The 17164-nt window shown below is 63.8% G+C and carries 13 protein-coding genes; 7 read left to right on the top strand and 6 right to left on the bottom strand.

Annotation, left to right across the window (positions count from 1 at the left end; genetic code table 11):
* Positions 1-252: 252 nt before the first annotated feature.
* Complete coding sequence (locus RIN61_RS10960) at positions 253-897, bottom strand: DedA family protein (RefSeq protein WP_181457296.1); 645 nt, start codon at positions 895-897, stop codon at positions 253-255.
* Between the two features lie 213 nt (positions 898-1110).
* Between RIN61_RS10960 and ppk1 the strand changes: the two genes are divergently transcribed.
* Entirely contained in the window at positions 1111-3354 is a 2244-nt protein-coding gene (ppk1, locus tag RIN61_RS10955; protein ID WP_112249859.1) for a polyphosphate kinase 1, read from the top strand.
* On the opposite strand, the gene ppx is transcribed toward ppk1, so the two are convergent.
* Entirely contained in the window at positions 3341-4843 is a 1503-nt protein-coding gene (gene ppx / locus RIN61_RS10950; RefSeq protein WP_112249857.1) for an exopolyphosphatase, read from the bottom strand. The two genes, ppk1 and ppx, sit on opposite strands and share 14 nt — an antisense overlap.
* A gap of 254 nt (positions 4844-5097) precedes the next feature.
* Between ppx and trxA the strand changes: the two genes are divergently transcribed.
* From trxA to RIN61_RS10925, 5 genes are all read left to right on the top strand, one after another.
* Entirely contained in the window at positions 5098-5427 is a 330-nt protein-coding gene (gene trxA / locus RIN61_RS10945; RefSeq protein WP_112249855.1) for a thioredoxin TrxA, read from the top strand.
* Positions 5428-5654: 227 nt separating this feature from the next.
* The gene (gene rho / locus RIN61_RS10940) at positions 5655-6914 is read left to right on the top strand and encodes a transcription termination factor Rho (protein WP_003253661.1); all 1260 of its coding nucleotides are present in this window, start codon (positions 5655-5657) and stop codon (positions 6912-6914) included.
* 203 nt (positions 6915-7117) lie between these two features.
* Positions 7118-8584 (top strand): 4-hydroxy-3-polyprenylbenzoate decarboxylase, encoded by a 1467-nt coding sequence (ubiD, locus tag RIN61_RS10935; RefSeq protein ID WP_112249853.1) that lies wholly within the window; start codon positions 7118-7120, stop codon positions 8582-8584.
* A complete protein-coding gene (locus tag RIN61_RS10930; RefSeq protein WP_013974732.1) occupies positions 8584-9552 on the top strand; it encodes a CDP-6-deoxy-delta-3,4-glucoseen reductase in 969 nt (322 codons plus the stop codon). The genes ubiD and RIN61_RS10930 overlap by 1 nt, the downstream gene beginning before the upstream one ends.
* A gap of 246 nt (positions 9553-9798) precedes the next feature.
* The gene (locus RIN61_RS10925; protein WP_112249851.1) at positions 9799-10449 is read left to right on the top strand and encodes a gamma-glutamylcyclotransferase; all 651 of its coding nucleotides are present in this window, start codon (positions 9799-9801) and stop codon (positions 10447-10449) included.
* Between the two features lie 114 nt (positions 10450-10563).
* Here the strand turns inward: RIN61_RS10925 and RIN61_RS10920 are convergent, their stop codons facing one another.
* Positions 10564-11541 (bottom strand): NADPH:quinone oxidoreductase family protein, encoded by a 978-nt coding sequence (locus RIN61_RS10920; protein WP_313857137.1) that lies wholly within the window; start codon positions 11539-11541, stop codon positions 10564-10566.
* Positions 11542-11710: 169 nt separating this feature from the next.
* Here RIN61_RS10920 and RIN61_RS10915 point away from each other — a divergent pair, with 169 nt between their 5' ends.
* Positions 11711-12115, top strand: coding sequence for a flagellar basal body-associated protein FliL (locus tag RIN61_RS10915; RefSeq protein WP_112249847.1), 405 nt, complete (start codon positions 11711-11713; stop codon positions 12113-12115).
* A gap of 179 nt (positions 12116-12294) precedes the next feature.
* On the opposite strand, the gene RIN61_RS10910 is transcribed toward RIN61_RS10915, so the two are convergent.
* Genes RIN61_RS10910 through RIN61_RS10900 form a run of 3 tightly spaced genes read right to left on the bottom strand, consistent with a single transcriptional unit; the run spans position 12295 to position 17085 of the window.
* A complete protein-coding gene (locus tag RIN61_RS10910) occupies positions 12295-13407 on the bottom strand; it encodes an ABC transporter permease (protein ID WP_207877050.1) in 1113 nt (370 codons plus the stop codon).
* A 1-nt stretch (position 13408) separates the two neighbouring features.
* Positions 13409-16129, bottom strand: coding sequence for a ribosome-associated ATPase/putative transporter RbbA (gene rbbA, locus RIN61_RS10905; protein ID WP_313857134.1), 2721 nt, complete (start codon positions 16127-16129; stop codon positions 13409-13411).
* Positions 16126-17085 carry an HlyD family secretion protein gene (locus tag RIN61_RS10900; RefSeq protein ID WP_207877055.1) on the bottom strand — a complete coding sequence of 320 codons (960 nt, stop codon included), beginning with the start codon at positions 17083-17085 and terminating at the stop codon, positions 16126-16128. Before RIN61_RS10900 ends, rbbA begins: the two co-directional genes overlap by 4 nt.
* Between the last annotated feature and the right edge of the window lie 79 nt (positions 17086-17164).

Below are 17164 nucleotides of genomic sequence, written 5' to 3'. Positions count from 1 at the left end.
GAGGTTGCCCTGGGCCGCGCGCAGCAGGCCTATGTGGCGGCGCAATTCGTGGTTTACGTGGCGCTGGGCAGCTATCTGATGGAGGTAGCCGAGCGAGTGCCAACCGCCGCCCTGTTGCTCGGCTGGGGGCTGATGGCGTTTGGCTTGTTCGTGCTTGGCGCGCTGCTGGAGAACCGGCCATGGGCCGTGCGCCTGGAGCTGGTACGGTTGCTGGCGAATGCGCCGGCGCTGTACCTGGCCGGCGCACTGGGCCTAGCGGTGGTCGTGCCGCTGGCCTGGTTGCTGCTCGTGGCTTACAGCCTGCTCAGCCTCTGGGGCCTGGGCCTTGCCCGCCGCCTTGCGCTCCGCGCGCAACGTGCGGAAGCGCCGGCGCAGCCATAGCAGGCCGCCCAGCGCCAACAGGCCACCGAGCACCCATAGCTCGTAGCGCTTCACGTTGCCCAGCAGGCCTTCGAGGATGGCGCCGAAATGGTACGCGGCCGCGCCCAGGGCCACTGCCCAGATGGCCGCGCCGATACCGTTCAGCAGCAGATAGCGGCGTGGTGGGTAGCCGGACAGGCCAATGGCCACCGGCATGACCGTGCGCAAGCCATAGACGAAGCGGAAACTCAGTACCCAGATGTCGGGGTGGCGACGGATGTGGTCCAGCGCCCGGTCACCCATCGCCTGCCAGCGCGGTTTGCGTGCCAGGATCCTGCGCCCGTGGCGGCGGCCCATGAAGTACCACAGCTGGTCGCCGGCATAGCTGCCGAAAAACGCCACCAGGCACACCAGGTTGATGTCCATGTAACCGCGGAACGCAAGGAATCCCGCAAGCACCAGGATGGTCTCGCCTTCGAAGAAGGTGCCTAGAAAAAGGGCGAAGTAGCCGAAATCCTGCAGGAATTGTTGAAGCATTTTCTGAGGTGCTGGCGAAATGAACGCGAAGCCTACCCCTTCGCGCGCGTTCGTGAAAGTGTCCAAATGTGTCTCGACATGAACAATTCCCGCTCGGAGAATGCCAGAAGCCACGCGGCATGGCTTGCCCTGGCATGTAACACAGGCGTCATAATGGGCGCTTATCTTGCCGCTCAATAGATGATAGGGCGTTAACGTCCTCAGGAACGCCAGATGAATAATGAAGTGCTAACCCCTGTCGCGATCAAGGATGCTCAGGAACTCCCCGAAGAGATGGTGCAGACCCCGCCAGACCTGCCGCCGGCCCCCCAGCCTGCCGCGGAACCGGTGGCAGAGGCTGCGGCTCCGGCCCCTGCGCCGGCCCCGGCGATCGTCATCCCGGGCCTGGACGACAGCAGCCTGTACATTCATCGCGAACTCTCGCAGCTGCAGTTCAATATCCGTGTGCTGGAACAGGCGCTGGACGAGAGTTACCCGCTGCTCGAACGCCTCAAGTTCCTGTTGATCTTCTCCAGCAACCTCGACGAGTTCTTCGAGATCCGCGTCGCCGGCCTGAAGAAGCAGATCAACTTTGCCCGTGAGCAGGCCGGTGCCGACGGCCTGCAGCCGCACCAGGCGCTGGCGCGCATCAGCGACCTGGTGCACAGCGAAGTGGAGCGCCAGTACGCGATTCTCAACGATGTGCTGCTGCCGGAGCTGGAAAAGCACCATATCCGCTTCATCCGCCGCCGTTACTGGACACCCAAGCTCAAGACCTGGGTGCGCCGCTACTTCCGCGATGAAATCGCCCCGATCATCACCCCGATCGGCCTCGACCCGACTCACCCATTCCCGCTGCTGGTGAACAAGAGCCTCAACTTCATCGTCGAGCTCGAGGGTGTCGATGCCTTCGGCCGCGATTCGGGCCTGGCGATCATCCCGGCCCCGCGCCTGCTACCGCGGGTCATCCGGGTGCCGGAAGATGTGGGTGGCCCCGGCGCCAACTACGTGTTCCTGTCCTCGATGATCCACGCGCACGCCGACGACCTGTTCCAGGGCATGAAGGTGAAGGGCTGCTACCAGTTCCGCCTGACCCGTAACGCCGACCTGGCGTTGGACTCCGAAGAGGTCGACGACCTGGCTCGCGCCCTGCGCGGCGAGCTGTTCTCGCGCCGCTACGGTGACGCCGTGCGCCTGGAAGTAGCCGACACCTGCCCGAAACACCTGTCGGACTACCTGCTCAAGCAGTTCAGCCTCAGCGAAAGCGAGCTGTACCAGGTCAACGGCCCGGTCAACCTTACCCGCCTGTTCAGCATCACCGGCCTGGACAGCCACCCCGAGCTGCAGTACACGCCGTTCACCCCGGCGATCCCCAAGCTGCTGGTCAACGCCGACAACATCTTCAGCGTGATCGGCAAGCAGGACATCCTGCTGATGCACCCGTTCGAGTCCTTCACCCCGGTGATCGACCTGCTGCGCCAGGCCGCCAAGGACCCACATGTGCTTGCCGTGCGCCAGACGCTGTACCGTTCCGGGGCCAACTCGGAAATCGTCGATGCGCTGGTGGACGCGGCGCGTAACGGCAAGGAGGTCACCGCAGTGATCGAGTTGCGGGCACGCTTCGACGAAGAGTCCAACCTGCAGATGGCCAGCCGCCTGCAAGCGGCCGGTGCGGTGGTGATCTACGGCGTGGTCGGCTTCAAGACCCACGCCAAGATGATGCTGATCCTGCGCCGCGAGCAGGGTGAGATCGTGCGTTATGCGCACCTGGGCACCGGTAACTACCACGCCGGCAACGCCCGTCTGTACACCGACTACAGCCTGCTAACCTCCGACGACGCCCTCACCGAGGACGTCGGCAAGTTGTTCAGCCAGCTGATCGGCATGGGCAAGACCCTGCGCATGAAGAAACTGCTGCACGCGCCGTTCACCCTGAAGAAGGGCATGCTCGACATGATCGCGCGCGAAACCCAGTTCGCCCTCGAAGGCAAGCCGGCGCATATCATTGCCAAGTTCAACTCGCTGACCGACGCCAAGGTCATCAAGGCGCTGTACAAGGCCAGCCAGTCGGGCGTGAAGATCGATCTGGTGGTGCGTGGCATGTGCTGCTTGCGCCCAGGTATTCCGGGGGTTTCGCACAATATCCAGGTGCGCTCCATCATCGGCCGCTTCCTCGAGCACACGCGGGTGTTCTACTTCCTCAATGGCGGCGAAGAGCAGATCTACCTGTCCAGTGCCGACTGGATGGAGCGCAACCTCGACAAGCGCGTCGAGACTTGCTTCCCGGTGGAAGGCAAGAAGCTGTTGCTGCGGGTGAAGAAGGAGCTGGAAGGCTACCTGACCGACAACACCCACGCCTGGACCCTGCAGCCGGACGGGCGCTACGTGCGCAGCACGCCAACCGGCAACCAGAACCCGCGCAGTGCCCAGGCGACCCTGCTGGAGCGCCTGAGCAACCCGGTCCTCAACGTACGCTGAGGACGAAGCCGACCCGGGCCAGCCACTCCGCCTCGTTGGCGAAGTCGGCCTGGGTCAGCTGGTTCTGTTCCAGCCAGCCGGCGGGGAACACCACATCCAGGCTGTTATCGCCAGCCTTCAGCTCTACCTTGGGCATCTGCTGGTTGCCACGGATGTGATGGAAAAGGATGGCGAAGCGCAGCAGCACGCACAGGCGCAGCAGCTTGACTCCTTCCTCGCCCAGTTCGGCGATCTTGTCCTTGGGAATGTTGCGGCGGTGGCCGCGCACCAGCAAGGCCATCATCTGTTGGTCCTCGCGGGAGAAGCCTGACAGGTCGGAGTGCTCGATCAGGTAGGCGCCGTGCTTGTGGTAATGGTAGTGGGCGATATCCAGGCCGATTTCGTGCACTTTCGCGGCCCAGCCCAGCAGATCGCGCCAGTTCCCGTCTTTCAGGTCCCACGCGGCGGCCACCTGGTCGAAAGCGTGCAGCGCCTTGCGCTCGACGCGCGCGGCCTGGCCTTGGTCCACGTGGTAGCGCTCCATCAGCGAGTTCAGGGTGCGTTCGCGCACATCTTCGTGGTGGTGGCGGCCCAGCAGGTCGAACAGCACGCCTTCGCGCAGGGCTCCGTCGCAGTGGTCCATGCGCTGCAGTTCCAGGGCATCGAAGATCGCTTCGAGAATTGCCAGGCCCGCGGGGAAGATGGTGCGGCGGTCCGGCTTGACGCCTTCGAAGTCGATCCTGTCGACCTCACCCAGCTTGAACAGCTTGCGCTTGACCCAGGCCAGCCCCTCGGCGTTGACCTCGCCATTGCCCAGGCCACCTGCCTTGATGGCAGCGCCGATGGCACGAATGGTACCGGACGAGCCGATGGCCTCGTCCCAGGTCAGGCGGTGCAGGGCATTCTCGATGCTCATCAGCTCGAGGCGCGCGGCGGTGTAGGCCTGGGCGTAGCGGGCCGGGGTGATCTTGCCATCGCGGAAGTAGCGCTGGGTGAAGCTGACGCAGCCCATCTGCAGGCTTTCGCGCAGCAGCGGCTCGAAGCGCTGGCCGATGATGAACTCGGTACTGCCGCCGCCGATATCGGCCACCAGGCGCTTGCCGGGGGTATCGGCCAGGGTGTGCGACACGCCCAGGTAGATCAGGCGCGCTTCTTCACGGCCGGAAATCACCTCGACCGGGTGGCCAAGGATGGCTTCGGCGCGCTGGATGAATTCGTTGCGGTTGCGCGCTTCGCGCAAGGCGTTGGTACCGACGATGCGCACGGAGCCTGCCGGCATGCCGTTGATCAGTTGGGAAAAGCGCTTGAGGCAATCCAGGCCTCGTTCCATTGCCTCTTCACTGAGCTTGCGGTCTTCGTCGATGCCGGCGGCCAACTGAACCTTCTCGCCGAGCCGCTCGAGAATGCGGATTTCGGTATGGTGGGCCTTGGCCACGACCATGTGGAAACTGTTGGAGCCAAGGTCGATGGCGGCGATCAGGGACAGGTTCTTCGCGATGGTATGCGGCATGATCTGGTTGTTCTCGGTCGTTAACCTGGCAATCGTGCCACGATAGCAGGCTGTCGCCAACGCGTGGTACAAAGCCGTTGAGCTGGCCTTGATGCAAGGCAATGTGCCATTCGATGCTATGACGTTTGTGTGACAGTTTCGATTCGTGGCGTCTTGCACAACTATAGTTACACTCAATCGTCCGCGGCTTCCTGTCGGGCGTGGGTGCGGCTATCATGGGCCACGTTTTTTTGCTTACGACCCTGGAGATATCCATGAGCAGCGATCTGATCAAACATGTCACCGACGCCTCCTTCGAAGCCGATGTCCTTAAGGCCGAAGGCGCCGTACTGGTCGACTACTGGGCTGAATGGTGCGGTCCATGCAAGATGATCGCTCCGGTACTGGACGACATCGCTGCTACCTACGAGGGCAAACTGACCGTCGCCAAGCTGAACATCGACGAGAACCAGGAAACCCCGGCCAAGCACGGCGTGCGTGGTATCCCGACGCTGATGCTGTTCAAGAACGGCAACGTCGAAGCCACCAAGGTCGGCGCCCTGTCCAAATCGCAGCTGGCCGCGTTCCTCGACGCCCACCTGTGATGAGAAAAAGCCCCGCAGATGCGGGGCTTTTCTTTTTCAGAGCACTAGACGCAGAAAAAAGCAAGTGTTACATTCGGCCTCGCACTGCTTCTCCAGTGCCCTCTACATGCCGTCGCCGAAGCATCCCTAATTCGAATCAGTACGCGATCCTGTCGCCATCTAGCGGCGCGGCCTCATTAAGCCAGAAGCTTAATTCTCCCTTCTTACATGATTACGTCACTCCCCTTATGAACCTGACTGAACTCAAGCAAAAGCCGATTACCGATCTTTTGGAAATGGCCGAACAGATGGGCATCGAAAACATGGCCCGTTCGCGCAAACAGGACGTGATTTTCGCCCTGCTGAAGAAGCACGCGAAAAGCGGCGAAGAGATCTCGGGTGACGGCGTGCTGGAGATCCTCCAGGATGGTTTCGGTTTCCTGCGTTCGGCTGATGCGTCCTACCTGGCCGGCCCTGACGATATCTACGTCTCGCCCAGCCAGATCCGCCGTTTCAACCTGCGTACCGGCGACACCATCGTCGGCAAGATCCGCCCGCCGAAGGAAGGAGAGCGTTACTTCGCCCTGCTGAAGGTCGACACCATCAACTTCGACCGCCCGGAAAACGCGAAGAACAAGATCCTGTTCGAAAACCTGACGCCGCTGTTCCCGAACAAGCGCCTGAAGATGGAAGCCGGTAACGGCTCCACCGAAGACCTGACCGGCCGCGTCATCGACCTGTGCGCCCCGATCGGCAAAGGCCAGCGTGGCCTGATCGTTGCCCCGCCGAAAGCGGGCAAGACGATCATGCTGCAGAACATCGCGGCCAACATCACCCGTAACAACCCCGAGTGCCACCTGATCGTCCTGCTGATCGACGAGCGCCCGGAAGAAGTGACCGAAATGCAGCGCACCGTGCGCGGCGAAGTGGTTGCCTCTACCTTCGATGAGCCGCCAACCCGCCACGTGCAAGTTGCCGAAATGGTGATCGAGAAGGCCAAGCGCCTGGTCGAGCACAAGAAGGACGTGGTCATCCTGCTGGACTCCATTACTCGTCTGGCGCGTGCCTACAACACCGTGATCCCGAGCTCCGGCAAGGTACTGACCGGTGGTGTCGATGCCCACGCCCTGGAGAAGCCGAAGCGTTTCTTCGGTGCCGCGCGTAACATCGAGGAAGGCGGTTCGCTGACCATCATCGCCACCGCGCTGGTCGAAACCGGCTCGAAGATGGACGAGGTGATCTACGAAGAGTTCAAGGGCACCGGCAACATGGAGCTGCCGCTGGATCGCCGCATCGCTGAAAAGCGCGTGTTCCCGGCCATCAACATCAACCGTTCCGGCACTCGCCGCGAAGAGCTGCTGACCGCCGACGACGAACTGCAGCGCATGTGGATCCTGCGCAAGCTGCTGCACCCGATGGACGAAATCGCCGCCATCGAGTTCCTGGTCGACAAGCTCAAGCAGACCAAGACCAACGATGAGTTCTTCCTGTCGATGAAGCGCAAGTAAGCGTTTCAGTTCGGGATTGATTGGGGCTGCTTTGCAGCCCATCGCGACACAAGGCCGCTCCTACAGGGAATACGTAACCTGTAGGAGCGGCCTTGTGTCGCGATGGGTCGCGAAGCGGCCCCAATGCATTTTTGCCCCCAAACAGAGCCCGAACGGCGCTACACTCTGCACCCCGACCGATACGGCCAATACGAGGCTCCTGCATGCAGTATCGCGACTTGCGCGACTTCATCCGTGGCCTGGAACAGCGCGGCGAGCTCAAGCGCATCCAGGTTCCGATCTCCCCCGTCCTGGAAATGACCGAGGTCTGCGACCGCACCCTGCGTGCCAAGGGCCCGGCATTGCTGTTCGAAAAACCCACCGGCTTCGACATTCCGGTGCTGGGCAACCTGTTCGGAACCCCGGAGCGCGTGGCCATGGGCATGGGCGCCGAGTCGGTCGATGAACTGCGCGAGATCGGCAAGCTGCTGGCCTTCCTCAAGGAGCCCGAGCCGCCGAAGGGCCTGAAGGATGCCTGGTCCAAGCTGCCGATCTTCAAGAAAGTCGTGTCGATGGCGCCGAAAGTGGTCAAGGATGCAGTGTGTCAGGAAGTGCTGGTCGAGGGGGACGATGTCGACCTCGGCGCTCTGCCGATCCAGCACTGCTGGCCGGGCGATGTGGCGCCGCTGATCACCTGGGGGCTCACAGTCACCCGCGGCCCGAACAAGGACCGCCAGAACCTGGGCATCTACCGCCAGCAGGTGATCGGCCGCAACAAAGTCATCATGCGCTGGCTCAGCCACCGTGGCGGCGCCCTCGACTACCGCGAATGGTGCGAGAAGAACCCTGGCCAGCCGTTCCCGGTGGCCGTGGCCCTGGGCGCTGACCCGGCCACTATCCTCGGCGCCGTGACCCCGGTGCCGGACACCCTCTCCGAGTACGCCTTCGCCGGCCTGCTGCGCGGCAACCGCACCGAACTGGTCAAGTGCCGGGGCAGCAATCTGCAGGTGCCGGCCACCGCCGAAATCATCCTGGAGGGTGTGATCCACCCGGGCGAAATGGCCCCGGAAGGCCCATACGGCGACCACACCGGCTACTACAACGAAGTGGACAGCTTCCCGGTGTTCACCGTCGAGCGCATCACCCATCGGCAGAAACCGATCTACCACAGCACCTACACCGGTCGCCCACCAGACGAACCGGCGATCCTCGGCGTGGCGCTGAACGAAGTGTTCGTGCCGATCCTGCAGAAGCAGTTCCCGGAAATCGTCGATTTCTACCTGCCGCCGGAAGGCTGCTCGTACCGCATGGCGGTGGTGACCATGAAAAAGCAGTACCCGGGCCACGCCAAGCGCGTGATGCTGGGTGTATGGTCGTTCCTGCGACAGTTCATGTACACCAAGTTCGTTATTGTCACCGATGACGATATCAATGCCCGTGACTGGAATGATGTGATCTGGGCCATCACCACGCGCATGGACCCCAAGCGTGATACGGTGATGATCGACAACACCCCGATCGACTACCTGGACTTCGCGTCGCCGGTATCCGGGCTGGGGTCGAAGATGGGCCTGGACGCCACGCACAAGTGGCCGGGCGAGACTACACGCGAATGGGGACGGGTCATCGTCAAGGACGAGGCCGTCACCCGCCGTATCGATGAGCTGTGGGATCAGTTGGGAATAGATTGATGCAGGTAACGTTGCAGCCGTCCGGGGCGGTGCTGGCGCTCGAACCCGGGGAACGGATCCTGGATGGAGCGCGGCGGCTGGGCTATGACTGCCCGAACAGCTGCCGCAATGGCAATTGCCATGTCTGCGCCGCGTTGTTGGTCGAAGGCCGGGTACGCCAGGACGGCGAAGTCCGCGACCATGGCGAGCTGTTCACCTGCATTGCCGAGCCGCTGGAGGATTGCGTGTTGCTCTGGGATGGTGTGCTCGCCCTGGGCGAGCTGCCGGTGCGCAAACTGGCGTGCAGTGTCAGTGAGTGCGTCGAGGTCGGTGGCGACGTCTGGCGCGTGCGGTTGCGCGCGCCGGCTGGCAGGCCGCCGCGCTACCACGCGGGGCAGTACCTGATGATCGAACGCGAAGGCGGCAAGCAGGCGGCATTTTCGCTGGCTTCCGCACCCCATGCCGGGCGCGAGCTGGAGCTGCATGTGCTGGCGCGCGAGCCCAGTGCGCTGCAACTTATCGAGCAGCTCAAGCGCGACGGTCTGGCTCGCATCGAAATGCCGTTCGGCGACACCCACCTGGCCGAGTTGCCCGACGGGCCGCTGGTGCTGATTGCTGCTGGCACCGGCATGGGCCAGATGCACAGCCTGGTCGAGCATTGCCGGGCTCAGGGTTTCAAGCACCCGGTGCACCTGTACTGGGGCGTGCGCCGGCCCGAGGACTTCTACCAGATCGAGCATTGGGACGAATGGCAGCGCCTGCCCAACCTGTTCCTGCACCAGGTGGTCAGCGACCTGTGCGGCTGGGAAGGCCGTTGCGGCATGCTGCATGAGGCTGTTTGCGAGGACATCGCCGACCTCAACAGCGTGCATGTATATGCCAGCGGCTCGCCGAACATGATCTATGCCACTCTCGACGCCTTGGTCGAAGCCGGCATGGATGCGCATCGCATGCGCGCAGATGTTTTTGCCTACGCGCCACGCGGCTAATAACCGAAGTTTGAAAGTATGGGTATAAGGCGGTAATTGTTACCGCCTTGGCCAATAACTTTCGCAGTTGCCGAAACAGTACTTTCCAGTCGTCGGGAGCGCGGATGAAACTCTGGCGCGAGGGCTTGAGTATTCCTGCACTTCTGTCCTATGGTTACTGCAAGCGCCCCTGGTACAGAGGCTTTGGGGTGCATCGTAATCGAATCTCGCTACATCCGTAGTTCACAGGGATAATGGCGGCAGCTTATGTCGGCACTTGAAAGTATGTCCTGGGAAGTTCCATATCCACCGACACTCGACTTCGGTCAGCAACATACTCGCGAACAGTTGTTCAGTTCCATGAAGACAACCATGTCTCGCCATCAGGGTGGGCCGGTGTGGCTGTTCGCCTATGGTTCGTTGATCTGGCGGCCGGAGTGCAACTCGGTGGAACGCCAACGCGCTCGAGTGCATGGTTACCACCGAGGCTTGTACCTGTGGTCGCACGAACACCGCGGCACGCCGGAAACCCCCGGCCTGGTGTTCGGCCTGGACCGTGGTGGCTCCTGCAGTGGTTTTGCCTACCGGCTGGATGAAAGCACCCTGGACGATTCGCTGATGGCCCTGTGGCAGCGCGAGATGCCATACCCGGCGTACCGGCCGCACTGGCTCAGTTGCCGTTTGGGTGATGGCAGCAAGGTGCAGGCTCTGGGCTTCGTGCTGGAGCGGCATTTACCGTGCTACGCCGGGAACCTGCCGGACACACTGCTCAGCCAGATCCTGGCCAGTGCCAAGGGGCGCTATGGCACCACGCGTGATTACGTCGAACAGACCTTGAATGCCCTGCGCAGCCACCAGATGCCCGATCGCAACCTGGAGGCGCGGTTCAGGCGCTGCCATAACCTGCGGGAAGTTTGATTACCTGTGCCGGCCTCTTCGCGGGTGAACTCGCTCCCACAGGTACTGCACATTCCTTGAGGGCGGTGCGGTCCCTGTGGGAGCGGGTTCACCCGCGAAAAGGCCGGAACTGTCTTACCTGGCCAGCACCACCAACTTACCCACAGCCTGCCGCTGCCCCAGCCTCTCAATGGCCGCCCCTGCCTCAGCCAGTGGATAAGTCTGCGACACCAGCGGCTTCAACTTGCCTTCGGCATGCCAGGCAAACAGCTGCCGGAAGTTGGCCGCATTGTCCTCCGGCTGACGCTGGGCAAACGCCCCCCAGAACACCCCGAGCACCGCCGCGCCCTTGAGCAACACCAGGTTGGCCGCCAGCTGCGGGATGGCCCCGCTGGCAAAGCCCACCACCAGCAACCTGCCATTCCAGGCCAGCCCGCGCACCGCCTGCTCGAACAACTCGCCACCCACCGGGTCGTAGATCACGTCGACGCCCTGGCCACCCGTCAAGCGCTTGATCTCCTCACGCAGGCTGGCCTGGCTGTAGTCGATCAGTTCATCTGCCCCGGCTGCCTTGGCCACGGACAGTTTCTCCGCACTGCTGGCCGCCGCGATCACCCGCGCGCCCAGCGCCTTGCCGATCTCCACCGCCGCCAGCCCGACCCCGCCGGAAGCGCCCAGCACCAGCAGGGTCTCGCCCGCCTGCAACTGGCCGCGCTGGCGCAGGGCGTGCATGGAGGTGCCGTAGGTCATGCCGAACGCTGCAGCAGTGGTGAAGTCCATGCTCGGGGGGATCGGCAGCACATTGTAGAACGGCACCGCCACCTGCTCGGCGAACGCACCCCAGCCGGTCAGCGCCATGACCCGGTCGCCGACCTTGAACGCGCCGGCTTTTTCCCCGACTGCGGCCACCACGCCCGCTGCCTCGCCGCCGGGGGAGAACGGCAACGGTGGCTGGAACTGGTACTTGCCTTCGATGATCAGGGTATCGGGGAAGTTGACCCCGGCGGCATGCACATCCAGCAGGATTTCGTTTTTCTTCGGCACCGGGCTGGGTACTTCTTCCAGCACCAGGTTGCGCGCCGGGCCCAGGGTTTTGCACAACACAGCTTTCATCGGGGCTATTCCTTTGCGGGTCGTGGCCGATAAGTGTAGGAAGGCCGCCTGCCGGGTCAACGAGCATGGCCCGCCCTGATGTGCGGGCATAAGTGGCGGCACTAGCCCGGGCTTGGGTTTGAAGGGCATGCTGGGTAAGCTGGCGCCAACTGTATTGAGGAGCGAATTTGTGAAAGCGTGGATCTTGATGTTGCTGGCGCTGCTGCTGCCGGCTGCGGCCATGGCCGAGGAAGCCAAGGAAGGGGCGCCCAAGGTCGCCTACATCAGCCTGAGCCCGCCCTTTGTCGGCAACTATGCGCTCGACGGCAGCCCGCGGCTGCGCGTGTACAAGGCCGATGTGGCCCTGCGAGTGACCGGCGACGAAGCCGCGAAGGCGGTGAAGCACCATGAGCCGCTGATCCGCAACCAGCTGGTGGCGCTGTTCACCCAGCAGTCGGTGGACAGCATGAGCAACGTCGAAGCCAAGGAGCATCTTCGCCAGGAAGCGCTGAAGCAGGTGCAGCAGGTGATGGAAGCCGAAGAGGGCAAGCCGATTGTTGAGGACCTGCTGTTCAACAACCTGATCGTGCAGTGACCGGCAAGCCGGCTCTCTCAGGAGCAGCGCAATCCGCACTGTGGCGCGATCCCGTGGGAGCGGCTTTAGCCGCGAAGAATCCAACGCGGTGCATGGCACCGGCTGCGCCGGTATTCGCGGGTAAACCCGCTCCCACAGGAATCGCGCAAACTTCAGATTTTGAGCCGGGTATGCGCGGGTCAGGACGCCAGGCTACGGCGAAACCGCGCCAGCGCCACGGCGAAGAACACCAGGCCGATCACGGCCAGCGCCAGGATGTCCGGCCACACCACCGTCCACCCGGCATCACGGAACAGGATTGCGGCGCCAAGGCTGACGAAGTGAGTCGACGGCGACCCTTGCATCACCCACTGCAACCACTGCGGCATGCTGTCCAGTGGTGTGCTGCCGCCTGACAGCAACAGCATCGGGATGATCACCGGGATCGCCAGCAGGCCGAACTGCGGCGTCGAGCGTGCCAGAGTGGCGAGGAATATCCCTAGTGCGGTACTGGCGAACAGGTACAGCGCGGTCACTGCCAGGAACAGCCCCATCGAGCCGACCAACGGCACGCCAAGCGCACCCTTGACCACAACCACCAGCGAAATCCAGGTGCAGATCACCACCACCAGCGCATTGCTGGCGATTTTCGCCAGCATGATTTCCAGCGCGGTCAGCGGCAGCACCAGCAGGTGGTCGAGGGTGCCGTGCTCGCGTTCGCGCAGCAGCGCGGTGCCGGTGAGGATGATCGCCAGGATGGTGATGTTGTTGACGATCTGGATCACCGCCAGGAACCAGCCACCCTCCAGGTTGGGGTTGAACAGGGCCTTGGCGTTAATTACCACCGGGCTCTGCGTATTGTTGCGCTGGCTGTAGTCGAGCAACTCGCGTTCGAAGATGCGGCCGATGTAGCCAGCCCCCATGAAGGCCTGGCTCATGGCTGTGGCGTCGACATTGATCTGCAGCTCCGGCGAGCGCCCGGCCAGCAGGTCGCTCTGGAAACTCACCGGCACGTTGATCACGAAGGTGTACTGGCCGCTGTCCATGGCCTGGTCCAGGCGCTCTGCGGCCAGCGGAGCGGCGGGCTGGAACTCGGGCGGTTGCAAGGCTTCGCCGAGTTTGCGCGAGAGCAGGCTGTGGTCTTCGTCCACTATCGCGACACTGGCGTTGTGCACGCCGATTACCGAGCCCGCCGCCGGCATGTAGATGGCCACGCTGAAGGCATACAGCAGGAACAACAGCAGTACGCTGTCATGGCGCAGGCTGGTCAGCTCTTTAAGGCCCAGGCGCAGGGTGTGATTCAGGCGCGACATCTCAGGCCTCCTGCTTCTTCAGCATGGCCAGGCTCAGGCCGGTGAACACGGCAAAGAAGCTCAGCAGGATCAGGCACTGCGGCCACAGTTCGCGCAGGCCCAGCGCCTTGGTGAAGGTGCCGACCGCAATGTCGAGGAAGTAGCCTGCCGGGAACAGTTGGCCCATCACTGCCGCCGCGCCGTCCAGTGACGAACGTGGCACGATCAGCCCGGAAAACTGGATGGTCGGCAGGCTGGTGATGATCATGGTGCCGAGGATGGCGGCGATCTGGGTGCGGGTGAACGCCGAAATCAGCAGGCCCAGGCTGGTGGTCGCCAGCAGGTAGGCAACGCCGCCGCAGGCCAGGGCCAGCACGCTGCCCTTGAGCGGCACGGCGAATAGCCAGCGGTTCATTGCCACCAGCAGAGCGAGGTTGACCAGGCTCACGACCAGATAGGGCATCTGCTTGCCGAGCAGGAACTCCAGGCGGGTGAGGGGCGTGGCGTAGAAGTTGGTGATGGAGCCGAGCTCTTTCTCGCGGACGATGCCCAGCGCGGTGAGCATGGCCGGGATGAAGGCCAGGATCAGCGCCATCACTCCCGGGCCGATGGCGTTCACGCTGACCACATCCTGGTTGTAGCGAAAACGGGTTTCCAGACGCACCAGGTCCTGGCGCGGCTGCGGCAGGGGGCTGGCCTTGGCCAGTTGCTCGAGGTTGGCCTGGTGCACGGCTTCCACGTAGTTGCGGCTGGTTTCCGCGCGGAACGGCATGCCGCCGTCTAGCCAGGCGGCCACCACCGGTTGGCGACCGGCGTACAGGTCGCGGCCAAAGCCGGGCGGAATTTCCAGCGCCAGTTTGATTTCCGAGCGCTGCAGGCGCTGGTGCATTTCGCGGGTATCACGGATGGGCGCCTGTTCGGCGAAATAGCGTGAACCACGAAAGGCTTCGAGGTAGGCCCGGCTTTGCGGGCTTTGGTCCTGATCGTGCACGGCAAAGGCAAGGTTTTCCACATCCAGGGAAATGCCATAGCCGAAGATCACCATCATGAACATCGCCCCCAGCAGGGCGAAGGCCAGGCGTACCTTGTCGCGCAGCAGCTCCTTGCCCTCACGGCTGGCCACGGTCAGCAGGCGGCGCAGGCTGAAGCCTTGACGCAGCGCCGGTGCCGGCGAGGCTGCCTGCTCCAGTACGGTATTGTCGGTGGCCTGCGGGGCCAGTTCCTGGGCCTGTTCCAGGCAACGTACGAACGCGTCTTCCAGGGTGTCGCCCTGGTACTGATGCTGCAAGGCGTCGGGCGTGTCGCAGGCCAGCACCCGGCCGGCATGCATCAGCGAGATGCGGTCGCAGCGCTGGGCTTCGTTCATGAAGTGGGTGGAGAGGAAAATGGTCACGCCCTGCTCGCGTGACAGCTCCACCAGCAGGCGCCAGAAATCGTCGCGGGCGGCCGGGTCGACGCCGGAGGTGGGTTCGTCGAGGATCAGCACCTCCGGGCGGTGCAGCACCGCCACCGCCAGTGACAGGCGCTGGCGTAGGCCGAGGGGCAGGGCGCCGGACGGCTGGTCGGCGATGGCGCTCAGGTCGAAGCGTTCGATCAGCTCATCGATGCGCTGGGCGGTTTCGGCCTTGGGCAGGTCGAACAGGCGGGCATGCAGGGCCAGGTTCTGCCGGGTGCTGAGCTCGCCATACAGCGAAAAACTCTGCGACATGAAACCGACCCGCTTGCGCGTGGCCAGGTCGCTGGCATCCACCGGGCGGCCGAGCAGGCTGGCGCTGCCCTCGCTGGCCGGCATCAGGCCGGTGAGCACTTTCATGGTGGTGGTCTTGCCACAGCCGTTGGAGCCGAGAAAGCCGAAGATCTCCCCGCGGCCAATGGCGAAACTGACCTTGTTGACCGCAGTGAAGTCACCAAAGCGCAGGGTCAGGTCGTGCGCCTCGATGGCGACCGGGCCGTCCATGGCAGGGCGCGGCGGGATGGTCAGGGGTTGATGGTGTGCCTTGCCCGCGCCCTGGTAGTGGGTGAAGGCGTCGTCCAACTTGCCGCTGCGGGTGACTGCGGCCAGTTCATGGCTGGGGCCTGCCGCCAGCAGGCGGCCGCCGTCGAGCATCAGGCAATGCTCGAACTGCTCGGCTTCTTCCATGTAGGCGGTGGCCACCAGCAGGGTCAGCTGCGGGCGTTGCGCGCGCACCTGCTCGACCAGCTCCCAGAAGCGCCGCCGCGACAGCGGGTCGACACCGGTGGTCGGTTCGTCGAGGATCAGCAGGTCCGGCTCGTGGATCAGTGCGCAGCACAGGCCCAGCTTCTGCTTCATGCCGCCCGACAGCTTGCCGGCCGGGCGCTCGGCAAAGCGCTGCAGGTCAGTGGCCTGCAGCAGGTTGGCCATGCGTTGCTCGCACTCGCGCCGGCCGAGGCCGAACAGGGTGGCGAAAAAGCGGATGTTCTCGCTGATCGACAGTTCCGGGTACAGATTGTTGCCAAGCCCCTGCGGCATGAACGCCACTTTCGGGTACAGCGCCGCGCGATGGCGGCGCTGGCGAATCGAGCCGCCCAGCACCTGCAGCTCGCCCTGTTGCAGGCGCTTGACGCCGGCGATCAGCCCCAGCAGGGTCGATTTGCCAGCCCCGTCAGGGCCGATCAGCGCGCAGCGGGTGCCCGCCGGCAGGCTGAACCCAAGGGGGTGCAGAGCCACCAGGTGGCCATATCGATGGCTGATGCCCTCGGCCAACAGTGCCGGGGCGTTCATTGCAGGTTGGCCGGCCAGTCCACTTCAGCCGTGCGTACATAGCCGGCGCCTGGCATGCCCGGCTTGGCCTGCGGCACGGCGCCCGGGTCGGTCAGGCGCAACTTGACCCGGAACACCAGCTTCTGCCGCTCGTCGCGGGTTTCCACCTGCTTGGGGGTGAACTGGGCCTTGGCCGCGACAAAGGCCACCTTCGCCGGCAGCGCCCGCTCGGGCAGGGCGTCGAGCACGATCCGCGCCTGGTCGCCGACGGTCAGCCGGCCGCTGGTGGAGGCCGGCAGGTACAGGTTCATGTACTGGTCGCTGGGGTCGATCAACATCAGCACACGGCCACCGGCACCCAGCACTTCACCCGGCTCGGCCAGGCGCAGCTGGATGATGCCGTCGATCGGTGCGCGCAGGCTGCTGTCGTCGATTTCGCTGGTGAGTTGCGCCACCTGGGCCTCGGCGGCACCGATGGCGGCCTTGATCGCCGCCAGCTGGGCGCGGGCGGCGACCACGGCGGCGTTGGCCGTGTCGAAGCGCGCCTGCTGTTGGTCGAGCAATTGCTGGCTGGCGTACTTGCGCTGGAAGATCTCGCGCACGCGCTTGAGCTCCTGGCTGGCCAGCAGCAGTTCGCTCTGGCGCAGCTGCACACTGGCCTGGGCGGCTGCGTAGTTTTCCCGGGCGCGCAGCACTTCAGCTTCGGCCTGGCTGCGTTGGGCTTCCATGGTGCGGGTGTCGATACGCGCCAGCAGCTGGCCGCGAGTGACCTTGTCACCTTCGTCGACCAGCACCTCGGCCAGGCGGCCGGGGATTTTGCTGGCGATCTGCACTTCGGTGGCTTCGAGGCGGCCGTTGCCCATGCTCAGGCCTTCGGGCAACTGGTCGTGGAGCGATTTCCAGTATCCCAGCCCGCCGGCTGCTGCGAGTAGGGCGATCAGCGCGATGGCGAAGATCCTGGGGGCGTATCGGTTCATCGTTCTGCATCCTTGCGGTCATGCACACTGCATCATGGCCTGCGGCCATGCGTGGCGTGTTGATGCCGGTCAAAGCCCT

The organism is Pseudomonas inefficax (assembly GCF_032164165.1).
GTDB lineage: Bacteria > Pseudomonadota > Gammaproteobacteria > Pseudomonadales > Pseudomonadaceae > Aquipseudomonas > Aquipseudomonas inefficax.
This window is presented reverse-complemented; position numbering and strand designations above follow the sequence as displayed.